This is a genomic window from Micromonospora zamorensis, assembly GCF_900090275.1.
Classification (GTDB): domain Bacteria; phylum Actinomycetota; class Actinomycetes; order Mycobacteriales; family Micromonosporaceae; genus Micromonospora; species Micromonospora zamorensis.
In genome coordinates this window covers 829,517-855,385 of the sequence record NZ_LT607755.1, presented here as the reverse complement: position 1 = coordinate 855,385, position 25,869 = coordinate 829,517, and the positions used below count along the sequence as shown (strand labels likewise).

Genomic DNA, 25,869 nt, shown 5'->3' with positions numbered 1-25,869 from the left:
CGGGACGACACACCGCACCAGAGACCCGACCTGATTCCTGTCGGGTGCCCGATCGCCTCACTCCCGTTTTACGCCCCGACCGCCAAGCTGTGTGCACACCGGCACCACTGGGCCGGAGACACGGCACAGACGTGGAAACGGGGAGAGACAGAGATGGCCCTTCAGATGACGGAACACCGGATGCGCCCGGCCACCACGACCGACACCGACGGGACCTCCGAGGTCCTCACCGACCTGGACGCCACCGACGAGCGTGGCATCTCCACCGACCTGGTCCGGGCGTACCTCAACGGGATCGGCCGCACGAAGCTGCTGACCGCCGCGCAGGAGGTCGACCTGGCCCGTCGGATCGAGGCCGGCCTGTTCGCCGACGAGAAGCTCGCCACCTGCACCCCGGTTTCCGCGGAGCTGCGGGCCGACCTGGAGCTGATCGTCGCGGAGGGCCGGGCCGCGAAGGACCACCTGCTGGAGGCGAACCTGCGGCTGGTCGTCAGCATCGCCAAGCGCTACACCGGCCGTGGCATGGCCTTCCTCGACCTGATCCAGGAGGGCAACCTCGGTCTCATCCGGGCGGTGGAGAAGTTCGACTACGCCAAGGGCTACAAGTTCTCCACGTACGCGACGTGGTGGATCCGGCAGGCGATCACCCGCGCGATGGCCGACCAGGCCCGCACGATCCGCATCCCGGTGCACATGGTCGAGCAGGTCAACCGGATGGTCCGCGCCCGCCGCGAGCTGGCGGTGACGCTGGGCCGCGAGCCCACTGTCGCCGAGGTGGCCCGCGCCCTGGAGATCCCCGAGATCCAGGTCATCGAGCTGATCTCCTACGACCGGGAGCCGGTCAGCCTGGACCAGGCCGTCGGCGACGACGGCGAGAGCGCGCTCGGCGACTTCGTGGCCTCCGTGGACCCGCGCACCGAGCCGGGCGACGCCGTCGCCCAGGGTGAGTTGCGCAACGAGGTGAGCATCGTGCTGGCCACCCTGTCCCAGCGGGAGCAGGCGGTCATCCGGCTCCGGTTCGGTCTCGACGACGGCCGGCAGCGCACGCTGGACGAGGTCGGTCGGGAGTTCGGTCTGTCCCGGGAGCGGATCCGGCAGATCGAGAAGGTGACGCTGCTGAAGCTGCGCGCGCCGGAGCGGGCCCAGCGCCTGGAGTCGTACGCCTGCTGATGCACCTGCTCGTGGAAGGCCCTGGCGGTTCGCCGGGGCCTTCCATGCTGTCGGGGTGCTTGACCGGTGGCACCATCCACGGTAGAAACCATGTGGTTATAAAACCAGGAGGTTATACGTGGTGGGCACCGAACTGCTGGACGCGACCTTCGCGGCGCTGGCCGACCCGACCCGACGGGCCATCCTCGCCCGTCTCGCGACCGGGGAGGCGACAGTGACAGAGCTGGCAGCACCCTTCGCGATGAGCCAACCGGCCATCTCCAAGCACCTCAAGGTGCTGGAACGCGCTGGCCTCGTCAGCCGGGGCCGGGACGCCCAGCGCCGACCCTGCCGCCTGGAGGCCCGGCCGCTGCGGGAGGCGACAGCCTGGCTCGCCGACTACCGCGACTACTGGGCAGAGAGCTATCAGCGCCTCGACGCGCTGCTCGACGAACTCCAGGCCGTCGACCAGACCGACTCCGCCCGTCGACGCTCCCGACCGGACGGGCCGCGCGGGTGAGCAGCGTCGACGATTCGCTCGTCGTCCACACCCCGGGTGATCGGGAGATCGTGCTGAGCCGGCTGTTCGAGGCACCGGCACGCCTGGTGTTCGCCGCCTTCACCCGACCCGAGCTGCTGGTCCGGTGGTACGGCGCGCGCGGCTGGAGGCTGGTGGAGTGCGATGTCGACCTGCGGGTCGGCGGGCGGTGGCGGTTCGTGTCGCAGGGCCCGGAGGGCGAGCGGATGGTCCAGGCTGGGACCTACCGGCAGATCGAGCCACCGCACCGGCTGGTCTGCACCGAGCTGTTCGATGACCAGTCCTACCCGGGCGAGACGCTGGTCGGCCACGAGTTCACCGAACTGGCCGGCCGGACGACGGTCACCACCACGCTGCGCTACGCCACCACGGAGGGGCGGGACACCGTGCTGCGCTACCCGATGACCCGGGGGGTCGGGCAGAGCTACACGCGGCTCGCCGACCTGCTGCGTTCCACAACGACGATACGAGGAGAGCAACCATGAACTGGACGCTGGAAGTGGTGATCGTGCCGGTCACCGACCTGGACCGGGCCAAGAAGTTCTACGCCGAGCAGCTCGGCTTCGTGGTGGACCACGACACCGTGATCGGCGACGAGGCGCGCATCATCCAGCTGACCCCGCCCGGCTCCGGCTGCTCGATCGTGATCGGCAAGGGCGCCGTCCCGGACATGCCACCGGGGTCGCTCAAGGGTCTGCAACTGGTGGTGCCCGACATCGAGCGGGCCCACGCGGAGCTGGTCGAACGTGGCGTGGAGGTCAGCGACGTCCAGGTGCTGGGTGCCAGCCCAAGCCCCACGCCGCACCCGTTGGACAATGTCGGCTTCGTCTTCTTCACCGACCCGGACGGCAACGCCTGGGCCGTCCAGCAGATCTCCAGCCGCGCCTGACCGCCCCCGTCACAGGCGGCGGGGGCCGGTGTCCGGGCGGGCAACCACACCGCCGACGCGCACCTGGGCGTGCAGGACCGAGATGCCCTCCGGGCGGGCGAGCACCGGGTTGAGGGTCAGTGACCGCACCCGGGGCTGCTCGTCGGCGAGCTGACCGACCCGCAACAGCAGGTCGGCCAGGGCCGCCCGGTCGACCGGCGCGGCGCCCCGGTGCCCCCGCAGCAACGGCGCCGCCCGGGGCTCGTCGACCAACTCGGCCGCGTCCCGGTCGGTCAGCGGCACCGCCCGCCAGGCCCGGTCGCCCAGCAGCTCGGTGGCGACCCCGCCGAGGCCGAAGCCGACCACCGGCCCGAACGCCGGGTCCTCCACCAACTCCACCACGCAGGCCACACCTGGCGGCACCATCGGCTGGACCAGCACGTCCGCGCCGAAGGTCGCCGCCAGCTCGGCGTACGCCCGGCGGAGGGTCGGCTCGTCGGGCAGGTCGAGCCGGACCGCGCCTAGGTCGACCCGGTGCCGCAGCCCGGGATCCGCCGCCTTCAGCGCCACCGGGAACCCCAGCCGCGTCGCCGCGTCCACCGCCGCGCCGACCGAGTCGACGGGCACCGAGGCCACCACGTCGATGCCGTACGCGGCCAGCAGCGCCCCCGGGTCGGTGCCGTCGGCGCGGAGCGCGGCCTGCGCGGCGGCCCGGTCGATGCCGGGCAACTCGGGTGCCACCCCGGGCGGGCGGCGCAGCCACTCGGCGTACCGGTGCACCCGGGCGAGCGCCCGCACCGCCTCCTCCACGCCCCCGTACGCGGGCACTCCCGGCGGCAGCCGGCCGACCAGGAACGTCGCCACTGTCGGTTTGCCCAGCGCGAGGGCGGCCGGCAGCGCGGCGGTCACGTCGGCGTCCACATCGGTCAGCTGCCCGGGCAGCGGCGGGGCGAAGACCACCACCAGGGCGTCCACCCCCTCGTCGGCGGCCGTCTCGGCGAGAGCGGCGGCGAACTCGGCGGCACCGGCGCTCGGCCCGACGTCGCGGGGATGACCGTCGGCCACCGTGAGGCCGTGCCCGACGCAGGCGGTGGCGGCCAGCCCGGTCAGAGCCGAGGAGTTGCCGACCACACCGACCCGTCCGCCGACCGGCAACGGTTGGTTGGCCAGCAGCACACCCACGTCGAGCAGCTCCGGCACGGTGTCCACCCGGATCACCCCGGACTGGGCGAAGAGCGCGGCCACCGCCACCTCGTCCGGGCCTGCGGTGTCTCCGACCCCGACCGGGCGGGCCGGCGAGGCGAGCGCCACGACCGGTTTGGCACGGCCGATCCGCCGGGCCAGCCGGGCGAACTTACGCGGGTTACCGAAGGTTTCCAGGTACAACATGATCACGTCGGTGCCGGGATCGTCCTGCCAGTACTGGAGGAGGTCGTTGCCGGAGACGTCGGCCCGGTTGCCGGCCGAGACGAAGCTGGACAGCCCCAGACCGCGCCGGTCCGCCTCGGCGAGCAGCGCCACCCCGAACGCGCCGGACTGGCTGAAGATGCCCACCCGACCGGCCGGCGGCAGCGCCGGGGCGAGGGTGGCGTTGAGGCGTACCGTCGGGTCGGTGTTGGCCACGCCCAGGCAGTTCGGGCCGACCACCCGCATGCCGGCGGCGTGCGCCGCGCGGACCAGCGCCCGCTGCGTGGCCGCGCCCTCGGCGCCGGCCTCGGCGAAGCCGGCCGAGATGACGACCAGGCCGTGCACCCCCGCGGCGGCGGCGTCGGCGACCACAGCGGTCGCCGCCCCCGGCGGGACCGCCACCACCGCCAGGTCCACCGGCGTCCCGGCCTCAACCGCGGAGGGGTACGCGGGCAGCCCCGCCACTGTCGACGCGCTCGGATGCACCGGCACCACCACGCCGGTGAAGCCGCCGTCGCGCAGGTGCCCGAGCACCGCGGCGCCGACGCCCTGACCGGTGGCGCTGGCGCCATAGACGGCGATGCCACGTGGGGCCAACAGCCGGGCGATGGAACGGGCCTCGGTGCGGTGTTCCCGGCCGCGCTGCACCTCCAGCGTGGCCTCGGTGGGCGCGATCGGGAAGCTCAGGTGCACCACACCGTCGGCGTACTCGCGCTGGACCTGGTAGCCGAAGTCGGCGAAGACGCGCAGCATCGTCCCGTTGGCCGGCAACACCTCGGCGACGAAGCTCATGATCCCGTTGCGCCGGGCCGCGTCGGCCAGGTGCTCCATCAGCACCGAGCCGATGCCCCGGCCCTGGTAGGCGTCCTCCACGACGAAGGCCACCTCCGCCTCCGGGGCCTGCGGGCCGAGCCGCTCGTAACGGCCGACCGCGACGATCTGGTCGCCGGCCAGCACCACGAACGCCTCCCGGTCGCGGTGGTCGACGGTGACGAACCGGATCAGATCCCGTTCCGGGATGCGCGGGTACGGCGAGAAGTACCGCAGGTAGCGGGTGCGCTCGGAGAAACGGCTGTGCATCGCCACGATGCCCGGCGCGTCGGACGGGTCGATCGGTCGCAACTGGACGGTGCTGCCGTCGCTGAGCAGCACGTCCACCGGTTGGCTCACGGTCGTCACCGGCGTGGCCCTCCCCTGGCCCGGCTCAGTCCCGCGGGTCGTACGGGTCGAGCCCGAGCAACGGGAAGACCGTCTTGCGGGTCGCGGCGATCGCCCGGTCCACCGCGTTGGGCTCGCCGGTCGGCTGCCACGGCTCGAACGACGGGTCCGCGTCGTCGGTCATCCGCAACGGCACCTCCCGGCCCAGACGACGGGAGGCGACCAGCTCCCGCCAGGCGAGCGGGGTGAGCGTGGCCGGGGCGATCGGGTCACCGGTGGCCACGGCCAGCAGGTGACTCCACGCCCGGGGCACCACCTCGACCAGGGCGTACCCACCACCGCCGGTGGCCACCCACCGACCGTCGCACAGCTCGTCGGCGAGTGCCCGCATCGCCAGGTAGGTGGCTCGTTGGCCGTCCACCGTCAGGTTGAGGTCGGCGAGCGGGTCCAGTCGGTGCCCGTCGGCGCCACACTGGCTGACCAGCACCTGCGGCCGGAACGCGCGCAGCACCGACGGCACGATGGCGTGGAACGCCCGCTGCCAGGCGCGGTCCTCGACACCCGGCGGCAGCGGCATGTTGACCGCGCTGCCCTGCGCGCCCGGCCCACCCGTCTCGTCCGGAAAGCCCGTGCCCGGAAAGAGCGCCAGCGGGGTCTCGTGCAGGCTGATCGTGAGCACCCGGGGGTCGTTCCAGAAGATCTGCTGCACACCGTCGCCGTGGTGCACGTCGACATCCACGTACGCGACCCGCTCGGCGCCCAGGTCGAGCAGCCGGGCGATGGCCACCGCAGGGTCGTTGTAGACGCAGAAGCCGGAGGCTCGGGCGGGCATCGCGTGGTGCAGGCCACCGGCCACGTTCACCGCCCGTCGTGCGTCACCGCGCCAGACCGCCTCGGCGGCAGCCATCGTCGCACCGGCGATCAGCGCGCTGGACTCGTGCATCCCCTCGAAAACCGGGTTGTCGGACGTGCCCAGCCCGTACCCGGCGAAGAGCGGATCGCGCGGCGCGGCACGCACGGCTGCCAGGTAGGCCGGGTCGTGCACCCGGGTCAGCGCGGCGTCGTCGGCGGGCTCCGGCTTGACCATGCGCACCCCGGGGCGATCCAGGACGCCCAGCTCGCGGGCGAGCGCGATGGTCAACTCCACCCGGACCGGATCGAGCGGATGGTCACCCATGTCGTAGGCGAGCAGCGACTCGTCCCACACCACCACAGTGTCGTCGGACATGAGCCCATCGTCGCACGAGGACCTTCGTCGGCCCACCGCACGCGCTGGTCAGCGGTCGGAAGTCGGCCCGGAGGCGACCGGCCGGGTCGGATCGGCCACCCAGTTGCTCCACGAACCGACGTAGAGCGCGGCGTCCGTGCGACCGGCCAGGTGCAGCGCGAGCACCGCCTGCGCGGCGGTCACCCCGGAGCCGCAGTACGCCCCGACAGCCCGCGCCCCGGTGACGCCGGCGGCGGCGAACCGCTCGCTCAGCACATCGGCGGCCGGGAAGCACCCGTCCGGGCCGACGTACTCCCCGGCGGGCAGGTTCGCCGCTCCCGGCACGTGCCCGGCGACCGGGTCGATCGGCTCGACCTCGCCCCGGTAACGCGGTGCCGCCCGCACGTCGAGCAGCACCGCGTCGTCCGCGGCGGCCAGTTCCGCGGCCTGCCCCGCGTCGAGCACCGGAAGATCACCGGGACGCACGACGATGTCGCCGGGGGTCGGGGCGGGCGCGTCGGTGGAGACCGGCAGGCCTGCGGCGACCCAGGCCGGGAAGCCACCGTGCAGCAGGCGCACCGGCCGGTGCCCGGCCCAGCGCAACGTCCACCAGGCCCGGGCGGCAGCCAGGCCGTCGCCACCGTCGTACACCACAACGGGGTGACCGGCGCGGACGCCGGCGGCCCGCAACGCGGCCTGCAACGCGGCCGGGTCGGGCAGTGGGTGCCGACCGCCGACGCCGGGCGGCCCGCAGAGCGCGGTGTCCAGGTCGACGAAGACCGCGCCGGGCAGGTGACCGGCGAGGTAGTCGTCGTGGCCGGGTGGGCCGATGAGCCGCCAGCGGACGTCGAGCAGGGTGGGCGGATCGGCGTCGTCGAGCTCGGCGGCGAGCCGATCGACCTCGACCAGCGGCTCCTGGGTACCGGACATGGCGACCATCCAACACCATTCGGGCCGAGGGCTCACGGTTCGGCGGCGGCCGGCGGGCCAACACCCGAGGTAGCATCGTGCATCGGAGGGCCGCTGACCTTATGAAGTCTCACGACCTGGTCGATACGACCGAAATGTATTTGCGCACCATCCTTGAGCTGGAAGAGGAGGGGGTGCCGCCGCTGCGTGCCCGGATCGCCGAACGGCTGCAGCAGAGTGGCCCCACCGTGAGCCAGACCGTCGCCCGGATGGAGCGCGACGGCCTGCTCACCGTCGAGGGAGACCGGCACCTGACGCTCACCGCCCAGGGTCGCGGCAGCGCCGTGTCGGTGATGCGCAAGCACCGCCTCGCCGAGCTGCTGCTGGTCAACGTCATCGGGATGCCCTACGAGGAGGCCCACGAGGAGGCCTGCCGCTGGGAGCACGTGATGAGCGACGCGGTGGAGAAGCGGGTGTACGACCTGCTCAACCGGCCGACCCGCTCCCCATATGGCAACCCGATCCCAGGGCTTCAGGAGCTGGGCTCACCGGCCGCGGAGGCCACCGAGGCCGCCGAGGGTGAGCGCAACCTGGCCTTCCCCGGCCTTTCCGGGTCGGTCGTGGTGCGCCGGATCTGCGAGAGCGTGCAGAAGGACGCCGACGTGCTGCGCCAGCTGCACGCCGCCGGTGTCGACCCGGGCGCCACGGTGACCGTGGCACAGGAGCGCGACGGCGTCTCGATCGACCGCTCCGGGGACCGGGTGCGGCTGCCCCGCGAGGTCGCCTCCCGGGTTTTCGTCGCCGCGAGCTGAGTCGCCGCCAACTGATCAACCGGACACCCGGGCGTCACAACGCCCGGGTGTCCACCTTTTTCGCCAGCGCGGCCAGGGCGCCGGTCAGCTTCTCCGCCGCCGAGCGCTCGCCGCCACGGGCCGCTGTCCAACTCACCGTGGCCAACCGTCCGTCGGTGGCCAGCCAGCCCACCTCGGCGACCGGCCCATGCCCGCTCGCCGCGGCGGTCGTCCGCCGGTACGCCTGCAGACCCAACCCGGTGACCTTCGCCGCCTTGTCGGGCACCACATCCGCGGCGAAGGTGGCCTTGTCGATCGTGGTCTCGGACACACTCAGTGTCAGCTCCGGCAGCGTCGCGTTCCTGGCCCGCACCACACAGGTGTGCGTGTCGCCCTGTTCGCTGGCCGCCGCCACGTCGAAGCGCACCTTGACCAGTTGCTCGATCACCGTGAAGTCCAGCAGCCGGCAGGCCCCACCCGAGGAGGCCGCCGCCACGTCCACGGCGATCGGCACCGGCGGCGGCACCGCAACCGGCTCGGCCTCGGCAGCACAGCCGCTCACCAGCAGCCCCGCCACCCCGGCGACCACGATCCGCCCGCGCACGTTCCACCCTCTCGCCGACCGACGGCGGAAGGTGCCCGCCAGGTGTCCGTCGGACACCGTACGGCGTGTCGGTGGCGGGCGGAAGCCCTCGTTCCGCCGATCTGCCCGCGCCTATCCGGACTGTGGATCATCCACGTACGGGCAGTGCCGGCAGCCGCGTCCACAGCACGTGCCACGGCGGGCCAGGAAGCCGGCACTGAGCACGAACAACCCGCTCTGCGGGTCGAGATAGCCGGCCTCCCCGGCGGCGAGCGCGGCATCGTGTGCGGCGAGGATCCGGGCCCGGTCGGGGTGCTCCGGCGACAGCCGGGACGGGTGCGGCTCGGTGAGCGGCCGGTCGGCCAGGGGTCGTCGCTCTCCGCTCACCGAGGCAGTCTAGGGAAGCGCACGTCCCAACCGCCCTGGGAGGGTGTACCCATGGCCACCTTCGCCGCGCCCGACGGCACCACACTCGCGTACCGGAGCATCGGCGCGGGCGACCCGCTGGTCTGTCTGCCGGGCGGGCCGATGCGGGACTCGGCGTACCTCGGTGATCTCGGCGGTCTGGGCGCGTACCGGACGCTGGTCGTCCTCGACCTGAGGGGCACCGGTCGGTCGGCCGTACCGGCCGACGTCTCCACCTACCGTTGCGACCAGATGGTCGACGACGTCGAGGCGCTACGCCGACACCTGGGCCTCGACCGGTGTGACGTGCTCGCGCACTCCGCCGGCGCCAACCTGGCCCTGGGGTACGCGACCCGCCATCCCGAGCGGATCGGCCGGCTCGCGCTGATCACACCGAGCACGCGGGCTCTCGGCCTGGAGGCGACCGCCACGCTGCGCCGGGAGGTCACCCGGGTCCGAGCCGGCGAGTCGTGGTACCCGGCGGCAGCGGCGGCGTTGGACTCGATGGTGTCCGGTCCGGCGACCGCGGATGCCTGGCAGGCGATCGCACCGTTCTTCTACGGCCGGTGGGACGCGGCCGCCCGCGCGCACCAGGCGGCGGAGCCGGGCCAGCGCAACCAGGACGCGGCCCGGGTCTTCGGCGCCGAGGGCGCCTTCGATCCGCCGGCGACCCGCGCCGCGCTCGCCGCACACCGGGGCCCGGTGCTGCTGCTGGCCGGTGAGGTCGACTTCGGCGCCCCGCCCGGCCTGGTCGCCCAACTCGCGGAGCTGGCACCGGGCGCCGAACTGGTCGTGCAGCCGGGCGCGGGGCACTACCCGTGGCTTGACGACGCCGACAGATTCACTGCCACGGTCTCGACGTTCCTGCGCTTTCAGCCCCGGTAGTCGTTCTGGTGGATGCCACCCTGCGGGGGCGCGCCGTACGAACCCGGGAACCCGCGCACCGGCCCGAGGTGCAGTACCGCTGTCGGGGCGTCGGTCATGCTCCCACCGGCCGGCGCCAACAGCTGGGGCGTCGAGGCAACACCGGACTCCGCGACAGCGTCCGGTGTGTTCCTCAGGCGCATCACCACCAGTGCGAGCGCGCCCACGCCCGCGGCGACCAGCAGGCCACCCAGGAGCAGGAAGGGCAACGAACTGCTTCCCTCCTCGCTGACGGCCTTGAGGGTGGGCAGCGCAGCAGCGGGGGTCTCCTCGCCCACCTCCTCAGCGGCGAGAGGGCTTGCCTCCACGGCGGGCGACGGCGACGTCCTGGTGGGCGCTGCCACCGCCGAGAGGGTCAGCCCCACTGTCGCGACGTCACCGGCAGTGCCTCGTACGGTCGTGCGAGCGGTGCCGTAGCCGTCCATGGTCGCGCGGACGGTGATGGTGCCCTCGGCGATCGGCTTGCCGTCGCTCGACGTGATCGAGAACTGGCCGCTGCGGTTGGTGGTCGTCCGGTATTCGTGCCCGGCGCTGTCCGTGATGGTCAGGTTCACGCCGCCGATTACCTTTCCGCTGGCGTCGCGGACCCGACCGGAGACACTTTTCACCCCGGCTGCCGGCTTGTCCCCGCCGGATGGCGACGCACCCGGGCCGTGGACGTAGACGGTCCTGTGGTCATAGCTGTTCTGCCCGGCAAGCCGCACGGCGACTGAGATGTTGAGGCCGGTGATCTCATTCGGACGAGCTGCGGGGGCGACGAGCGTCGTGTCGAAGGTCTGGCTCCGGCCGGGTCCCAGCTTCGGCTCTGCCCGGCATCCGGAGGTGCATCGCAGGCCGCCGCCGACCACCACGATGGCCGTTTCGGCCCTGCTGCCGGTGTTGGTGACGCTGAACCGCACGCGCACCGTCTCGTTGGGCTTCACGTTCTCCGCCGACACGCTCAGGATCCGGACGGGCTGCGGGGCGGCCGTCGCGGGCGCCGCCGACACCGCGAACGTCCCCCCGATCAGCGTGATCAATGCGGCCGCCCGGGTCCATCGGACACATAAGCGCGTCGTCACTTCCAACCACCTTCTGCAAGAGCAGGCAACACCGGTCGATGGCACCGCGGGCCACTATGCCCTGTCCGGGACGGGTTGCGCGACCCACCGCCGACGTCTGGCCGGAGGACACAACAGTGCCAGGGAGGGGTCTGAGCGAGTCGAATGCGCCTGTCGCCGGTGTCGGGTTGAGTCTCCAGCGGGGGGAGACAGCAGGGTGGGGACATGAACGGGAAACCGCTGTACACGATCGGCGACCTGGCCGGGCGAACCGGCCTGAGCGTCAAGACGATCCGGTACTACGCCGACCGGGGAATCGTGCCGCCCACCGACCGGAGCCCCGCCGGCTACCGCCTGTTCGACGCCGAGGCGGTCGCCCGACTGGAACTGGTCCGCACCCTGCGCGAGCTGGGCGTGGACCTGGCCACCGTTCGTCGCGTGGTGAACCGCGAGGTGACCCTGCCCGAGGTGGCCGCCGCGCACGCCGAGGCGTTGGCGGTGCAGATCCGGGTGCTGCGGCTGCGCCAGGCGGTGCTCACCGTCGCGGCGAGGCGCGGGGCGGGCCCGGCGGAGGTGGACGACCTGCACCGCCTGGCCCAGCTCACCACGCGCGAGCGGGGGCACCTGGTGGGTGACTTCCTGAACACCGTCTTCGCTGGTCTGCGCGACCAGCCCACCTCGCCCGGTGTCGTCGTGTCGATGACACCGAGCCTGCCCGACGAGCCCAGCACCGAGCAGGTCGAGGCGTGGCTGGAGCTGGCCGAGCTGTGCCAGGACGCCAGTTTCCTGGCGAGCATGCGACGGTTGGCGCGCCAGCACGCCGCCGACCACGACGTCCCGGGACTGCCCCGCCCGGACGCCGTCGCGGTGGTTCGGGACGCGGTGGCCCCCGCCCTGGCGGCCGGTCTCGATCCGACCGCTCCCGAGGCGGATGCCGTGGTCGCGAGGGTCATCGACCGGTACGCGCGTCTGCGGGGGCGCCCGGACGACGCCGACCTGCGCCAGCGGCTGCTCGACCGACTGACCGTGGCGAACGATCCCCGCCGGGACCGCTATGTCGACCTGTTGTCGGTGCTCAACGGCTGGTCGACCGGCGACGCGGTCGCCCCGGCGGCGGAGTGGTTCATCCAGGCCCTACGCGCCCGGATGCCCGAACCGGCCCGCTGAGCCGACTCACGGCGTCACCCGAACCAGGTCATCGCCTGGCCGTGGCCCCGGGCCCAGGCCAACGGCCTGCCGTCCAACGCGAGGACGTTGTGCATGGCATCGTCGGGCGGGTCGGGCAGCCCGTCGTGCCGCAGCACCTCCGGGGCCTCGTTCGCGATCCAGTGACCGGGCAGCTCACGGACCAGCCGGACGAACTCCTCCCGGCGCGGCGGCGGCACCTGGTAGAGCACTGACGTGTGGAAGACCACCAGCGTCGCGTCGGCCGGTGCCCGGGCGGCCAGCGCCGGCAGGTCGTCCACCAGATCGCCGCGGAGCAGCAGCGGCGGGTCGGCCGCGGCGACCGCCGCAGCGGCGCGCAGCCGGGCCCGCCGGTGCGCGTGCTCCGGCCAGATCAACGCGTCCAACCAGGACACGTCGCCGGGGTCGGTCACGTCGAGAGGGTTGAGGTCCAGGCCGGCCCGCCACACCACCTGGGGTACGCGGGTCGGCGGCACCAGACCGTTGGCCGCGCACTCCAGGACCGGCTCGCCGGAGCCGACCTGGTGCTCGCCGTAGCGGTACGCGTACCGGTCGGGGTAGAGGCAGAGCCCGGCGGACGCGCCGACCTCCAGCAGGGCGAGGGGTTGCGGCAGCGCGGCGAGCACCGGCAGCAGGACCGCACACCGGCCGCTCTCGTTCGTCTGGGTGGCCCGGGTGAGCAGCTCCGCCTTGACGGCGGGCCAGTGCGTCACAGTGAAATCGTGAAAGGCGGCCCTGTCGTCGACCGGGCCGCCGAGCCAGCGGACGACACTGAACAACAGGTTGGGCTGCCGCTTGGCCGGCGGAAGCGCATCCAGCAGGGCGAGCAGGGCATCGTCGTCGGCGACGGCATGCGACAGACGCTCATAGGTGGGCGACACCCCGCGCGCCTCACGCCTGCCGAACTCCGCGTACGCCTCGGCGGTCGTCATGCCCTCATCGTCGCAGCCCGTTCCTCGGCAATTCAGCCCCCATTCCTGTGCGCTGCCTCACCCGCCTCCTGGAGTGCTGCGGCCGCATGATCGACTCGGGTTTCGTGAAGTCGGGGTGTCCTGGCGAGGTTGATGCACCGGTTTCCTGGAACGCGAGTCGATCAAAAAACGCCGCGAGCGCGGCAGGGGATCCCTGCCGCGCTCGCGGATCTCGCGTTCGTACGTCAGCTGCAGCCGCTGGTGGAACCGCAGCCCTCGCAGACATAGCAGCTGCCGGCCGGGCGCATCTTCGTGCCGCAGGTGAAGCAGAGCGGTGCGTCGGCGGCCTTGCCGATCACGGCCTCCAGCAGTTCGGTGCTGGAACCCACACTCGGCGCCGGCTTGGCGGCGGCCACGTCGGCCATCTCCTGGGCCGGCTGCGCGACGGCCTCCGACTTGGCCGGGGCCTCCACGGGCGCCGAGGACGCCATCGCGGTGAGCTCGGCACCGGTGACGCCGGCGGCCTCCGCGTCGGCCTCGGCCCGCAGTTGGGCGGCCCGCTCCGAAGCGGTGAAGATGCCCAGCTCGGCGCGGCGCTCGTAGGGCAGGAAGTCCAGCGCCAGGCGACGGAAGATGTAGTCCATCACCGAGGCCGCCATCCGCACGTCCGGGTCGTCGGTCATGCCGGCCGGCTCGAAGCGCATGTTGGTGAACTTGCTGACGAACGTCTCCAGCGGCACGCCGTACTGCAGACCGATGCTGATGGCCACCGAGAAGGCGTCCATCACCCCGGCCAGGGTCGAGCCCTGCTTGGACATCTTGAGGAAGACCTCGCCGAGGCCGTCGTCCGGGTAGGACGACGCGGTGAGGTAGCCCTCGGCGCCTCCGACGGAGAAGCTGACCGTCTCGGACGGGCGCTTCTTCGGCAGGCGCTTACGCACCGGCCGGTACTCGATGACCTTCTCCACCGCGACCGGCGCGGCCTCGACGGCGGCCGGCTCGGTGGCCTTGTTGGACTTCGCGACCGAGAGCGGCTGACCGACCTTGCAGTTGTCCCGGTAGATCGCCAGCGCCTTGAGGCCGAGCTTCCAGCCCTCGAAGTAGATCTTCTCGACGTCCTCGACGGTGGCCGCCTCCGGCATGTTGACCGTCTTGGAGATCGCGCCGGAGACGAACGGCTGGATGGCCGCCATCATCCGCACGTGACCCATCGGGGCGATCGTCCGCTCCCCCATGGCGCAATCGAAGACCGGGTAGTGCTCCGGCTTGAGGCCGGGGGCGTCCACCACGTGGCCGTGGTCGGCGATGTGCTCGACGATCGCTTCGACCTGCTCCTCGGGGTACCCGAGGCTGCGCAGGGCGCGCGGAACCGTCTGGTTGACGATCTGCATCGAGCCGCCGCCGACCAGCTTCTTGAACTTGACCAGCGCCAGGTCCGGCTCAACGCCGGTCGTGTCGCAGTCCATCATGAAGCCGATCGTGCCGGTCGGGGCGAGGACACTCGCCTGCGCGTTGCGCCAACCGAACTTGTCACCGATCTTGTTGCCCTGGGTCCACTGCTTGGTCGCCTCACGGACGATCGCGGTGGCCACCGGGCTGGTCGGCTTGATCTCGTCGTTGGCCGCGGCGTGCTTGCGCATGACCCGCTTGTGCGGCTCGGCGTTGCGGGCGTAGCCGTCGTACGGGCCGACGACGCCGGCCAACTCGGCGGAACGGCGGTAGGCGGTGCCGGTCATCAGCGACGTGATCGACGCGGCGACCGAGCGGCCCTGGTCCGAGTCGTACGGCAGGCCGGTGGCCATCAGCAGGGCGCCGAGGTTGGCGTAGCCGATGCCGAGCTGCCGGTAGGCGCGGGAGGTCTCACCGATCTTCTCGGTCGGGAAGTCCGCGAAGCAGATCGAGATGTCCATCGCGGTGATGACGAACTCGACGGACTTGACGAACTTCTCCACCTCGAAGCCACCGTCGGCGCGGAGGAACTTCATCAGGTTGAGCGAGGCCAGGTTGCACGAGGAGTTGTCCAGGTGCAGGTACTCCGAGCACGGGTTCGACGCGGTGATCCGCCCGGTCTCCGGGCAGGTGTGCCAGTCGTTGATCGTGTCGTCGTACTGCAGGCCCGGGTCGGCGCACTCCCAGGCGGCCTGGGAGATGGTGCGGAACAGCTTCTTTGCGTCGACGGTGTCGATCACCGAGCCGTCCAGCCGACCGCGCAGGTCGAAGCCGCCGCCGGTCTCCACCGCCGACATGAACTCGTCGGAGACCCGGACCGAGTTGTTGGCGTTCTGGTACTGCACGCTGACGATGTCGGAGCCGCCGAGGTCCATGTCGAACCCGGCGTCGCGCAGGGCGCGGATCTTGTGCTCCTCGCGCGCCTTCGTGACCACGAACTCCTCGATGTCCGGGTGGTCCACGTCGAGGATGACCATCTTGGCCGCCCGGCGGGTCGCGCCGCCGGACTTGATGGTGCCGGCGGAGGCGTCGGCGCCCCGCATGAAGCTGACCGGGCCCGAGGCGGTGCCGCCGGAGGAGAGCAGCTCACGCGACGAGCGGATCCGCGACAGGTTGACCCCGGAGCCGGAGCCGCCCTTGAAGATCAGCCCCTCCTCCTTGTACCAGTCGAGGATCGAGTCCATCGAGTCGTCGACGGCCAGGATGAAACAGGCGCTGACCTGCTGCGGCGACGGCGTGCCGACGTTGAACCAGACCGGCGAGTTGAAGCTGAACACCTGGTGCAGCAGCATCCAGGTCAGCTCGTGGTCGAAGATCTCGGCGTCGGCCGGGCTGGCGAAGTAGCCGTACTCCTCGCCCGCGGTGCGGTAGGTGGTGACCACCCGGTCGATCAGCTGCTTGAGCGACCACTCCCGCTCCGGGGTCCCCACCGCGCCCCGGAAGTACTTGGTGGTCACGATGTTGGCCGCGTTGACGCTCCACGACTGCGGGAACTCGACCCCCCGCTGCTCGAAGTTGATCGAGCCGTCCCGCCAGTTCGTCATCACGACGTCGCGGCGCTCCCAGGTGGCCTCGTCGTACGGGTGGACCCCCTCGGTCGTCCACACCCGCTCGATCTTCAGCCCCGCGCCTGCCTTGTTTCGTGAACGGCTAGTTGTCACGCCGTCGCCCCCCTCGTCTGCGCGGTCACCCACCGCGCGTCCCAATCTCTTGAAAAACTGTGAAGATTCAGCTGGTACGGCCGGCGGCCTCAACCGCATCGGCCCTGCCCTGCCCCCGGGCGCGCGCCGCGGCCCGCAACGTCTCGATCTCGCGCTCGAAGTCGGCGAGTGAGTCGAAGGAGCGGTAGACGCTGGCGAACCGCAGGTAGGCGATTTCGTCCAGGTCGCGCAGTGGGCCCAGGATCGCCAGGCCCACGTCGTGGCTGGGGATCTCGGCGGCCCCCTTGGCCCGGACCGTCTCCTCCACCCGCTGCGCGAGCAGCGCGAGTGAGTCGTCGTCCACCGGCCGGCCCTGGCACGCCTTGCGCACCCCGCCGATGATCTTCGTACGACTGAACGGCTCGGTCACCCCGCTGCGCTTGACGACAGCGAGGACCGCCTCCTCGACGGTGGTGAACCGCTTGCCGCATTCCGGGCAGGAACGCCGCCGTCGGATGAGCTGGCCGTCGTCGGCCTCCCGCGAGTCGACCACCCGGGAGTCAGCGTGCCGGCAGTACGGACACCGCATCGCCCACCTCCTAAAAATGATCAACTGCGCCCACACCGGACAGTCCCGGGCACGACTCACCACGGCGGCGCCACCCTCGGTGGGCGCCCGCCGTGATCGACGTTACGGGAGTGCGGTCGGTAGTCGGACCCAACCTGTGGGCAACTTACGCCCGTGTCACTACTACATCTAGGGGTTGACCGTATGTCGCTGGGGAAGCCGGGTCAAGTTGACCGGCGTGTCCGGCGCGTCACGGACCATCCGGTCATCCACGACCATCGGCACGCCCGAAGACCCAACGCGAACGCCCCGCCCGGGTTACCGGCCAGCGGGCCAGAGTGACAGGGAAAACGGCCGATGATCGAACACCAGTGCTACCTGACGTACCATTTATCAGAACATCCGTACGACCGGAGCGCTTTTTCACCCCGACACGCCGGTGAGAGGTCGTACAGATGTTTGAAAATGACCGATCTCACCTATACGGTCATGAACAACGTGGCACCACCGCACGCACCACGAGCCGACGAGGCACCCAGCGCCGACCAGGGAGGACGGACGTGACCGAGGACCGGGCCAGCCGGCCGAAGAGCCCGCAGCAGATCACCGAGGCGGGCCCGCCGGCCACCACCCGACGCCGCAGCGCCGCGCGCAGCCGGACGGGTCAGCCCGCCGTGCGCCAGGTCACCCCGGTGGTCAGCGCCTTCCCCGACCCGGCGACGATCGACCTGACCGCTCGCCAGCGTCGCATCCTGGAGTTCATCCGCACCTGGGTCGAGCGGCACGGCTACCCGCCGAGCGTCCGCGAGATCGGCGAGGCCGTCGGCCTGGTGTCGCCGTCCAGCGTCGCCTACCAGCTCAAGGAGCTGGAGAAGAAGGGCTTCCTGCGCCGCGACCCGAATCGGCCGCGCGCGGTGGACGTCCGTGCTCCCAGCGAGGCCATCGACGACGAGCTGTCCCGGGCGCAGCGGCCGACCCCGGCGTACGTGCCGATGCTCGGTCGGATCGCCGCCGGTGGGCCAATCCTCGCCGAGCAGGCCGTGGAGGACATCTTCCCGCTCCCCCGCGAGCTGGTGGGCGAGGGCGAAGTCTTCATGCTCCAGGTCAAGGGCGACTCGATGCTCGACGCGGCGATCTGCGACGGCGACTGGGTCGTCGTCCGGCAGCAGCCGACCGCCGACTCCGGCGAGATCGTGGCCGCCATGCTTGACGGCGAGGCGACCGTGAAGACCTACCGACGGCGCGACGGGCACGTCTGGCTGATGCCGCAGAACCCGGCCTTCGACCCGATCCCCGGTGACGACGCCACCATCATGGGCCGGGTCGTGGCGGTCCTGCGCCGAATCTGAGCGGCCGGCGGGTGGGTGCCCACGGCGCCCACCCGCGCCCGCTGTTCAGAAGCGCGGCCCACCCACGCCCGCTGTTCAGGCGCGCGCGCTACCCGCGTTGGTTGTTCAGGGGCGCGTGAGCGCGGCGACGCTCATCAGTAGCGGTCGCCCCGATAGCCGCGGCCGCCCCCGGGATACTGCCCGTACGGATCGACGGGCCCGTCGTCGTCACGCCGGCGGCCGGGCCGCTGGCCCCGCTGGTCGGGTTCCTGCCCACCGCGCCGGGGCGGCTCCGCCCGACCGGCGCCGGGCTGGCCGCCGCCATCGCCGTACACACCGCCGCCAGGACGACCGCCCCCACTCTGCGGACGACCGCCAGCACCCTGTGGGCGACCGCCACCAGCAGCCGGGGGGCGACCGCCACCACTGGCCGGAGGACGAGCGCCACCACTGACCGGGGGACGACCTCCGCCGGCTGGGGGACGACCTCCGCCGTACACGCCGCTGCCGGCTTCCGGCCGTGGCGTGCCGTAGCCACCGTCGGCGACGGCCGGGCGACCACCGCCGCCGTACACCGCACCACCCGCCGGGGCCGGGCCGCCGCGACCCGCGGCACCGCCGTAGACCGCGCCACCCGCTGGCGCGCCACCACCGTAGACACCGCTCTTCCGGCCGGTGGGCCCCGCGGGCCCGTCGGCGGCACGACCGGCACGTGGGCCTGACGGCTCACCATCCGGATCCGGCGAGTCGGGCCCGTCTGCGGCCGGCGGCCGTCGGCGGGCCCGGACGATGCCGATGATCCCGGCGCCGACCAACAGGAGGCCGATCAACCCGACGGCGCCGACCAGGTAGGTGATGTCGTCGAGGCTCAGACCGTCGGTCCACGACTTCGCCGCGGCCGGCTTGGCACCGCCGGCCGCTGCGAGTGGCACCGCTGTCGAGGTGGACGGTGTGTAGCTGAGGATGTCGAGGGGCTCGTCCTCGGCGAAGCGGGCCGCGTCGGAGACGGTCAGGAACGACTTCCCGTCCGGCGTGTAGCTGATGGCCTCGCCGAACGGGTCGGCCAACGCCGTCACCCGGGGCTTGCCGGTGGTGAGCGCGCCGACGATGTCGCCGCCGCTCACGTCGTACTCGAAGGCGTCCGCGTAGGTGCGCAGGACCACCCGGGAGCCGTCCGGGGACCGGGCCGCGCCGGTGATGGCGATCCGACCGAACGTGTTGAGCGGGTTCTCCGTCTGCGTCTTGGGCAGCTCGATCTCGCCGGCCCTGCTCATCGGCACCGGGTCGGTGTCGCCGCTCTTCAGGGCCGCCGTCGGGGTGTAGATCTCGGCCTTGCCGCTGGTCACCTTCGTGATGATGAGCGGCTTACCGTCGTCGCCGATGAGCAACGCCTCGGCGTCGCGCGGTTTGGCCTCCGGGTACGCGAGCCGGTGCAGCGTCGGCTGCTTGGTGCCGGTGACCGGCATCGACCAGAGCGCGATGCGGCTGCGGCGCTCCTTCGAGTCGGCGTTGTCGCCGATGTCGGCGATCCAGAGGGTGCTGCCGTCCTTGGAGAGAGCCAGATCCTCGGTGTCGAAGGGGCCCTGCCCGGAGTACCGGACCGGCTCCTTCGAGATCTTGCACTTGCTGTCGAGGAAGAAGACCCGCTTGCGTGCCGGGACCTCGGTGCCATCGTTGATGACGATGTAACCGCTCTTGGTCGCGACCAGCCCGGACAGCTCTCGCAGGCGCTCGTCGACGATCGTGCACCGCTTCTGACCGGGAGCGGCAGCGGACAGCCCCGACGACACGGGCGCGGGGGCCGCAGCGGCGACTCCGGCGAGCGCCACGGTTGCCCCGAGCAGGCCGAGGGCAACCGTGACCGAGGAAACAACGCGGCGCATTCGGCCAGTGTCGCATGCCACGCGTTTCAGGTGGATGACGCCGTGGGGCTCAGGACCGGGTGCCGGCCGCCTGGCCCTGCCGCGCGACGTCGAACGGCGCCAGCTCCGCAGCCAGCTCCGCACTGACGCGGACGTGCAGCAGGGTGCCCTCCGGCAGGTGCGACGTGCTGAGCACCTCACCGGTGCGGTGCACCCGGGACACCAGGTCACCCCGGTCGTACGGCAGGACCGCCCGGACCTCGACGGCCGGCTGCGGCAGCCGGTCCTCGATCGCCGAGCGCAGGTCCTCGATGCCCCTGCCGGAGTACGCCGATACGAAGATCGCGTCCGGCCAGAGCCGCTTGAGCCGCAGCAGAGTGTCCTCGTCGGCGGCGTCGGTCTTGTTGACCACCAGCAGCTCGGGGAGCCGGTCGGCGCTCACCTCGGCGAGCACCTCGTGCACCGCCCGGACCTGCTCCTCCGGATCCGGGTGGGTGCCGTCGACGACGTGCACCACCAGATCCGCCTCCGCGACCTCCTCAAGCGTCGAGCGGAACGCCTCGACGATCTGGTGCGGGAGGTGCCGGACGAAGCCGACCGTGTCGGAGAGCGTGTAGATCCGCCCGTCCGAGGCGGTGGCCTTACGGGTGGTCGGGTCCAACGTCGCGAACAGCGCGTTCTCCACCAGCACACCCGCGTCCGTCAGCCGGTTGAGCAGGCTCGACTTGCCGGCGTTGGTGTAGCCGGCGATGGCCACGGCGGGGATCGAGTTGCGGGTGCGTCGGGCACGCTTGGTGACGCGTACCGTCCGCATGTTCTTGATCTCACGGCGCAGCCGGGAGATGCGGTGGCGGATACGCCGCCGGTCGGTCTCCAGCTTGGTTTCACCGGGACCACGCACACCCACACCGCCACCGGCGCCGCCGCCCCGGCCGGAACCACCGGTCTGCCGGGAGAGCGTCTCACCCCAACCGCGCAGTCGGGGCAGCAGGTATTGGAGCTGGGCCAGCTCGACCTGCGCCTTACCTTCCTTGCTCTTGGCGTGCTGGGCGAAGATGTCGAGGATCAGCGCCGTCCGGTCGACAACCTTGACCTTGGTGCGCTGCTCCAGGTTGCGCAGCTGCGACGGCGACAGCTCACCGTCGCAGATGACCGTGTCGGCGCCGGTGGAAAGCACCACCGCGCCGAGGTCGTCGACCTTGCCGCGGCCAATGTACGTCGCCGGGTCGGGTCGTGTGCGACGCTGAATGAGCCCTTCGAGCACCTGCGAACCGGCCGTCTCGGCCAGCGCGGCAAGCTCGGTCAGCGAATTTTCCGCGTCGGCGATCGTGCCCTCGGTCCAGACGCCCACCAGGACGACCCGCTCCAGCCGCAGCTGGCGGTATTCCACCTCGGTGACGTCGGTGAGCTCGGTTGACAGGCCCGGGACGCGTCGCAGGGACTGCCGCTCCGACAGCTCCATCTCGCCGGTGGTGACGTCGTCGAGCTCGTCCTCGACGGGGACAAAGCTCTCCTGGTCTCGCAAGCGGTTCTCCTGTCCGTTTTGATAAGTAGAACGTAATCCTGACATGACACAACGCCGAACGCACCTGCTATATGCCCATGGTGAAGGTCGCCAAAAGTGGGGGCGAATGCTGGTCGGACTCGACAACCCGGTAGAAATGCGGGCGGCGGCCGACTGGCCGCACAGCCGTGACGGAGGGATCCCGTGGCCATCACCCGACTGCCGAGCGCCGGATTTTCAATCACCATCCGGATCGCCGTAACCGCGGACGCCTCCTCGATCGGCCGGCTCACCACCTCGGTCGGCGAGGCCGGGGCGATCGTCACGGCGCTGGACGTGGTGGACTCGGACCCGACCCACGTGATCGTCGACCTGACCTGCGACACCGCCGACGCCGGCCACGCCGATCAGGTGGTCGACGCGTTGACCGCGCTGGACGGCGTGGACGTCCGCAAGGTGTCGGACCGGACGTTCCTCCTGCACCTCGGCGGCAAGATCGAGGTGACCTCGAAGGTCGCGCTGCGCAACCGTGACGAGCTGTCCCGGGCGTACACCCCTGGGGTGGCCCGGGTCTGCATGGCGATCGCCGAGAACCCGGCGGACGCCCGGCGGCTGACCATCAAGCGCAACACCGTCGCGGTGGTCAGCGACGGCTCGGCGGTGCTCGGCCTGGGCAACCTGGGCCCGGCCGCGTCGCTGCCGGTGATGGAGGGCAAGGCGGCGCTGTTCAAGCGCTTCGGCGGGGTGGATGCCTGGCCGGTGGTGCTGGACACCCAGGACACCGACGAGATCGTGCAGATCGTCAAGGCGATCGCGCCCGCGTACGGCGGGATCAACCTGGAGGACATCGCCGCGCCGCGCTGCTTCGAGATCGAGGCCCGGCTGCGCGAGGCGCTGGACATCCCGGTCTTCCACGACGACCAGCACGGCACCGCGATCTGCGTGCTGGCCGCGCTGACCAACGCGCTGCGGGTGGTCGGCAAGCGGCTCGAGGACGTCCGCGTGGTCGTCTCGGGCGCCGGCGCGGCCGGCACCGCGATCATGAAGCTGCTGCTGCGCCAGGGCGTCGGCGACATCATCGCGTACGACCGGGAGGGCGCCCTGCACCGCGGGCTGACCGGGCTCAACTCGGCGTGGCAGTGGCTGGCGGAGAACACCAACAAGGAGAACTACTCGGGCGACCTGCCGGGTGCGATCCGGGGTGCCGACGTGTTCATCGGGGTGAGCGCGCCGAACCTGCTCACCGGCGACGACATCGCCCAGATGGCGAAGGACTCGATCGTCTTCGCGCTCGCCAACCCGGACCCGGAGGTCGACCCCCGGGAGGCGCGCAAGCACGCCGCAGTGGTCGCCACCGGTCGCTCGGACCAGCCGAACCAGATCAACAACGTGCTCGCCTTCCCCGGTGTGTTCCGCGGCATGCTCGACGCGCACGCCGAGGAGTTCACCGAGGAGATGGCCCTCGCGGCCGCCCGGGCCATCGCCGACGTGGTCGGTGAGGACAAGATCAACCCGACGGTGATCGTGCCGAGCGTCTTCGACTCCCGGGTCGCCCCGGCGGTCGCCGCCGCCGTCCGCGCCGCCGCGAACAACCCCAGCCCACTTCCGGCAGCCGACCCCGGCCCGTCGGACCTCCCCGAGATCGCGGCCAACGCCAGCGCGACCCCCTGACGCACTCCCCCTGTTGATCAAGAGGTTTGCGTCAGGATCCGCGTTGTTCCTGACACAAACCTCTTGATCAACCCGGGTGGCGGGGCAGGGCGCTGGGGTCCAGCTCGCCTGTTGCCACCAGGACGGCTGGGCCGGACAGCCAGCAGGAGTCCGCCGTCACCGTGACCGTCACGCGGCCACCGGGCACGTCCACGGCGACCACTCCGGTGTCCCGGCCGGCGTCACGCAGGGCCACCGCGCCCACCGCGCAGGCACCGGTGCCGCAGGACAACGTCTCGGCGCTGCCACGCTCGTACACCCTCATCAGGCTGTGCGCGTCGGTGGCGTCGACCGAGTCGCCCGCCACGATGAACTCCACGTTCACCCCGCTCGGGAAGACCTCCGGGTCGAACCCGGGCGCGGTCGTCAGGTCCAGCGCGGACAACTCCACACCGGCCGGCAGGACGCAGACCAGGTGCGGGTTGCCGACGTCCACCACCGCACCGGTCAGGGTCAGCCCGCCGAGGGTGGCGGCGGAGCTGTCGTACACCTGGGGGCGGCGCATCTCGACGGACACCACGTCGCCCTCGACCAGCGCGCGCACGACGCCGGCCCGGGTGGCCACCGGCAACGCCGCGCCGGCGGGCGTGGCCAGCCCGGTGTCGAGCAGGTAGCGCACGAAGACCCGGGCACCGTTGCCGCACATCTCGGCGAACGAACCGTCGGCGTTCCAGTAGTCCATGAACCACTCGGCCTCGCCGGCCAGCCCGGCGCCCTCCGGATGCTTGGCCGCGCGGACCACCCGCAGCACGCCGTCCGCGCCGATGCCCCGCCGCCGGTCGCAGAGCGCCGCGACCAGCTCCGGGGTCAGGTCGAGCTGACCGTCCGGGTCGGGAAGGAGGACGAAGTCGTTGCCGGTGCCGTGGCCCTTGGTGAACTCCACGCCCCCATTATCGCGTCTCGGCGGGCACCAGACGGAGGGCGGCCCCGATCAGGTCCGGAGTCGCCGAATCCAGCCAGTGGATCCGCGGGTCACGCCGGAACCACGACCGCTGCCGGCGGACGAAACGCCGGGTGGCGCGAACCGTCTCGTCGTGCGCCTGCGACTCGGTCAGCTCACCGGCGAGCATGCGCAGCACCTGCTGGTAGCCCAGCGCCCGGCTCGCCGTCCGCCCTTCGGGCAGCCCCCGCCCGACCAGTTCGCGGGTCTCCGACACCAGGCCGTCAGCCCACATCCGGTCGACCCGCAGGGCGATCCGCTCGTCCAGCAGCCCGGTGTCCAGGTCGACGCCGAGCTGCACCGACGGGTAATACGGCGTCGGCTGCGGCAGAGAGGCGGTGAACGGCGCGCCGGTGAGCTCGATCACCTCCAGGGCCCGGACGATCCGCCGACCGTTGCCGGGCAGGATGCCGTCCGCGGCGACCGGGTCGGCGGCGCGCAGCCGCGCGTACAACGGCGCGGGGCCGACCTCGGCCAACTCGCGTTCCAGCCGCTCCCGCAGCACCGCGTCGGTGCCGGGGAACTCGAAACGCTCCAGCACCGCCCGCACGTACAGCCCGGACCCACCGACCAGCAGCGGCACCCGACCCCGGGACAGGATGTCGTCCACCGCCGCGCGGGCCAGCCGCTGGTACTCCGCGACGCTCGCCGGCTCGGTGACGTCCCAGATGTCCAGCAGGTGGTGCGGCACCCCGTCCCGTTCGGCGACGGTCAACTTGGCGGTGCCGATGTCCATACCGCGGTAGAGCTGCATCGAGTCGGCGTTGACCACCTCGCCGTCGAGGGCGCGCGCCAACGCGATGCTCAGCGCCGACTTGCCCGCCGCGGTCGGGCCGACCACCGCGACGACAGTGCCCCCCGCAGTGCCCCTCGCGTCGCTGGTCACACCCGCTCCCAGGACGCCACGAAGTAGGCGACACCGTAGGGGGCCGCGTCGTGCAGCAACTCGCCGCGCCATCCCCCGCCGGCCGCGCGGGCCGCGCTGGCAAGCACCTGCCAGGGCGCGCGGCCGGCGGCCTTCAGCTCCGCCGACACCACCGGGTCGAGGCCGAGCAGGACGTCCAGGTCCGCGTCGGCCAGCGCCCCGGCAACCCGCTGGTCGTACGGGAGGGCGCGCGGGTCGTCGTACCCGGGTGACTTCTCTCCCCGGCAGGCCGACCCGTCCCCGAGCACCAGCAACGCCACCCGGTCACCCGTGGCGGACACCTCGTCGGCGAGCGCGGAAAGCTCGGCCAGACCGGCGTCAGCGGCCACCTGCACAGCGGACACGGGCACGGCGGAGGCCGGCGCGGTGTGGGCCGGCGCGGCGGTCAGCGGCAGTCGCGCGTCGTGCCGGGCGAGCAGCCACGCGCCGATGGTCAGGCTCAACGGCAGCACCGCTCCCCGGTCGGGCTGACCGGGGACCAGCGGCACGTCCAGGTCGACACCCCAGGGCTGCAGGGAACCCGTGGCCGGGGGGCGGATCGGCCCGGTCACCGGACCGGTGCCGAGCAGCACCACGCGGTCCGGGTCGGCTGCCAGCAACCGGCGTACGGCGGTGTCGCAGGCCGTCCGCAGGTCGTCCAGCTCGGGGGTTGCGGAGCCGGCCACCTCCGGCACGAGCAGGGGCGGATGCGGGCAGACAGCGGCGGCGACCAGTGGCACCCGTTCACCGTAGCGGGAATCCCCGGTGCGTCTCCGCGCCGATCCGGTCATTCGGCCCCTAGGACACCGTATGGTCACGGTCGGCGATAGGCGCTCGACGCGGACCGGGTAAGACCTGTGACAATGCCGGAAGCAACTTGGCTGCGCCG

The 25,869-nt window shown here is 71.9% G+C and carries 23 protein-coding genes; 9 read left to right on the top strand and 14 right to left on the bottom strand.

Annotated features, from left to right (window positions below):
- Nucleotides 1–153 precede the first annotated feature (153 nt).
- The 4 genes from sigB (at nt 154) to GA0070619_RS03880 (ending at nt 2,576) form a co-directional block, all read left to right on the top strand.
- On the top strand, nt 154–1,170 hold the full coding sequence (gene sigB / locus GA0070619_RS03895; RefSeq protein ID WP_414855621.1) for an RNA polymerase sigma factor SigB: 1,017 nt from the start codon (nt 154–156) through the stop codon (nt 1,168–1,170).
- Between the two features lie 121 nt (nt 1,171–1,291).
- Nucleotides 1,292–1,669, top strand: a complete 378-nt coding sequence (locus GA0070619_RS03890) for an ArsR/SmtB family transcription factor (RefSeq protein ID WP_088951530.1) — start codon at nt 1,292–1,294, stop codon at nt 1,667–1,669.
- Nucleotides 1,666–2,172, top strand: a complete 507-nt coding sequence (locus GA0070619_RS03885; RefSeq protein WP_088946793.1) for an SRPBCC family protein — start codon at nt 1,666–1,668, stop codon at nt 2,170–2,172. The genes GA0070619_RS03890 and GA0070619_RS03885 overlap by 4 nt, the downstream gene beginning before the upstream one ends.
- On the top strand, nt 2,169–2,576 hold the full coding sequence (locus GA0070619_RS03880) for a VOC family protein (RefSeq protein ID WP_088946792.1): 408 nt from the start codon (nt 2,169–2,171) through the stop codon (nt 2,574–2,576). Before GA0070619_RS03885 ends, GA0070619_RS03880 begins: the two co-directional genes overlap by 4 nt.
- A 9-nt stretch (nt 2,577–2,585) precedes the next feature.
- Here GA0070619_RS03880 and GA0070619_RS03875 read toward each other — a convergent pair whose 3' ends face one another.
- The 3 genes from GA0070619_RS03875 to GA0070619_RS03865 are packed head-to-tail and all read right to left on the bottom strand — an operon-like array spanning nt 2,586 to nt 7,257.
- On the bottom strand, nt 2,586–5,141 hold the full coding sequence (locus GA0070619_RS03875) for a bifunctional acetate--CoA ligase family protein/GNAT family N-acetyltransferase (protein ID WP_088946791.1): 2,556 nt from the start codon (nt 5,139–5,141) through the stop codon (nt 2,586–2,588).
- Between the two features lie 25 nt (nt 5,142–5,166).
- Nucleotides 5,167–6,348: an acetoin utilization protein AcuC gene (locus tag GA0070619_RS03870; RefSeq protein WP_088946790.1), complete on the bottom strand. Its 1,182-nt coding sequence runs from the start codon at nt 6,346–6,348 to the stop codon at nt 5,167–5,169.
- Nucleotides 6,349–6,396: 48 nt separating this feature from the next.
- Entirely contained in the window at nt 6,397–7,257 is an 861-nt protein-coding gene (locus GA0070619_RS03865) for a sulfurtransferase (RefSeq protein ID WP_088951529.1), read from the bottom strand.
- A 101-nt stretch (nt 7,258–7,358) separates the two neighbouring features.
- On the opposite strand from GA0070619_RS03865, the gene GA0070619_RS03860 reads away from it, so the two are divergent.
- A complete protein-coding gene (locus GA0070619_RS03860) occupies nt 7,359–8,048 on the top strand; it encodes a metal-dependent transcriptional regulator (RefSeq protein ID WP_088946789.1) in 690 nt (229 codons plus the stop codon).
- Nucleotides 8,049–8,082: 34 nt separating this feature from the next.
- Here the strand turns inward: GA0070619_RS03860 and GA0070619_RS03855 are convergent, their stop codons facing one another.
- Complete coding sequence (locus GA0070619_RS03855; RefSeq protein WP_088946788.1) at nt 8,083–8,631, bottom strand: hypothetical protein; 549 nt, start codon at nt 8,629–8,631, stop codon at nt 8,083–8,085.
- 111 nt (nt 8,632–8,742) lie between these two features.
- On the bottom strand, nt 8,743–8,997 hold the full coding sequence (locus GA0070619_RS03850) for a DUF5522 domain-containing protein (RefSeq protein ID WP_088946787.1): 255 nt from the start codon (nt 8,995–8,997) through the stop codon (nt 8,743–8,745).
- A gap of 51 nt (nt 8,998–9,048) precedes the next feature.
- Between GA0070619_RS03850 and GA0070619_RS03845 the strand changes: the two genes are divergently transcribed.
- A complete protein-coding gene (locus tag GA0070619_RS03845; protein WP_088946786.1) occupies nt 9,049–9,900 on the top strand; it encodes an alpha/beta fold hydrolase in 852 nt (283 codons plus the stop codon).
- Here GA0070619_RS03845 and GA0070619_RS03840 read toward each other — a convergent pair.
- The gene (locus GA0070619_RS03840; protein ID WP_088946785.1) at nt 9,888–11,000 is read right to left on the bottom strand and encodes a carboxypeptidase-like regulatory domain-containing protein; all 1,113 of its coding nucleotides are present in this window, start codon (nt 10,998–11,000) and stop codon (nt 9,888–9,890) included. The two genes, GA0070619_RS03845 and GA0070619_RS03840, sit on opposite strands and share 13 nt — an antisense overlap.
- Nucleotides 11,001–11,204: 204 nt before the next feature.
- On the opposite strand from GA0070619_RS03840, the gene GA0070619_RS03835 reads away from it, so the two are divergent.
- Nucleotides 11,205–12,146 (top strand): MerR family transcriptional regulator, encoded by a 942-nt coding sequence (locus GA0070619_RS03835; protein ID WP_088946784.1) that lies wholly within the window; start codon nt 11,205–11,207, stop codon nt 12,144–12,146.
- 14 nt (nt 12,147–12,160) lie between these two features.
- Here GA0070619_RS03835 and GA0070619_RS03830 read toward each other — a convergent pair whose 3' ends face one another.
- From GA0070619_RS03830 to nrdR, 3 genes are all read right to left on the bottom strand, one after another.
- On the bottom strand, nt 12,161–13,096 hold the full coding sequence (locus tag GA0070619_RS03830) for a DUF2332 domain-containing protein (protein WP_088946783.1): 936 nt from the start codon (nt 13,094–13,096) through the stop codon (nt 12,161–12,163).
- Between the two features lie 224 nt (nt 13,097–13,320).
- Nucleotides 13,321–16,185, bottom strand: coding sequence for a vitamin B12-dependent ribonucleotide reductase (locus tag GA0070619_RS03825; RefSeq protein WP_370453076.1), 2,865 nt, complete (start codon nt 16,183–16,185; stop codon nt 13,321–13,323).
- A gap of 67 nt (nt 16,186–16,252) precedes the next feature.
- Complete coding sequence (gene nrdR, locus GA0070619_RS03820; RefSeq protein WP_088946781.1) at nt 16,253–16,753, bottom strand: transcriptional regulator NrdR; 501 nt, start codon at nt 16,751–16,753, stop codon at nt 16,253–16,255.
- 539 nt (nt 16,754–17,292) lie between these two features.
- Here nrdR and lexA point away from each other — a divergent pair.
- A complete protein-coding gene (lexA, locus tag GA0070619_RS03815; RefSeq protein ID WP_088946780.1) occupies nt 17,293–18,081 on the top strand; it encodes a transcriptional repressor LexA in 789 nt (262 codons plus the stop codon).
- Between the two features lie 134 nt (nt 18,082–18,215).
- Here the strand turns inward: lexA and GA0070619_RS03810 are convergent, their stop codons facing one another.
- Both GA0070619_RS03810 and hflX read right to left on the bottom strand, forming a co-directional pair.
- Nucleotides 18,216–19,943 carry a hypothetical protein gene (locus tag GA0070619_RS03810; protein WP_088946779.1) on the bottom strand — a complete coding sequence of 576 codons (1,728 nt, stop codon included), beginning with the start codon at nt 19,941–19,943 and terminating at the stop codon, nt 18,216–18,218.
- Between the two features lie 49 nt (nt 19,944–19,992).
- A complete protein-coding gene (gene hflX, locus GA0070619_RS03805; protein WP_088946778.1) occupies nt 19,993–21,447 on the bottom strand; it encodes a GTPase HflX in 1,455 nt (484 codons plus the stop codon).
- A 183-nt stretch (nt 21,448–21,630) separates the two neighbouring features.
- On the opposite strand from hflX, the gene GA0070619_RS03800 reads away from it, so the two are divergent.
- Entirely contained in the window at nt 21,631–23,097 is a 1,467-nt protein-coding gene (locus GA0070619_RS03800) for an NAD-dependent malic enzyme (protein ID WP_088946777.1), read from the top strand.
- Between the two features lie 67 nt (nt 23,098–23,164).
- On the opposite strand, the gene dapF is transcribed toward GA0070619_RS03800, so the two are convergent.
- From dapF to GA0070619_RS03785, 3 genes are read right to left on the bottom strand one after another with little or no spacing between them, the layout of a single operon-like run.
- Entirely contained in the window at nt 23,165–24,019 is an 855-nt protein-coding gene (dapF, locus tag GA0070619_RS03795) for a diaminopimelate epimerase (protein WP_088946776.1), read from the bottom strand.
- A gap of 7 nt (nt 24,020–24,026) precedes the next feature.
- The gene (gene miaA / locus GA0070619_RS03790; protein ID WP_088946775.1) at nt 24,027–24,962 is read right to left on the bottom strand and encodes a tRNA (adenosine(37)-N6)-dimethylallyltransferase MiaA; all 936 of its coding nucleotides are present in this window, start codon (nt 24,960–24,962) and stop codon (nt 24,027–24,029) included.
- Nucleotides 24,959–25,771 (bottom strand): class III extradiol dioxygenase subunit B-like domain-containing protein, encoded by an 813-nt coding sequence (locus GA0070619_RS03785; RefSeq protein WP_088946774.1) that lies wholly within the window; start codon nt 25,769–25,771, stop codon nt 24,959–24,961. The genes miaA and GA0070619_RS03785 overlap by 4 nt, the downstream gene beginning before the upstream one ends.
- Nucleotides 25,772–25,869: the final 98 nt, after the last annotated feature.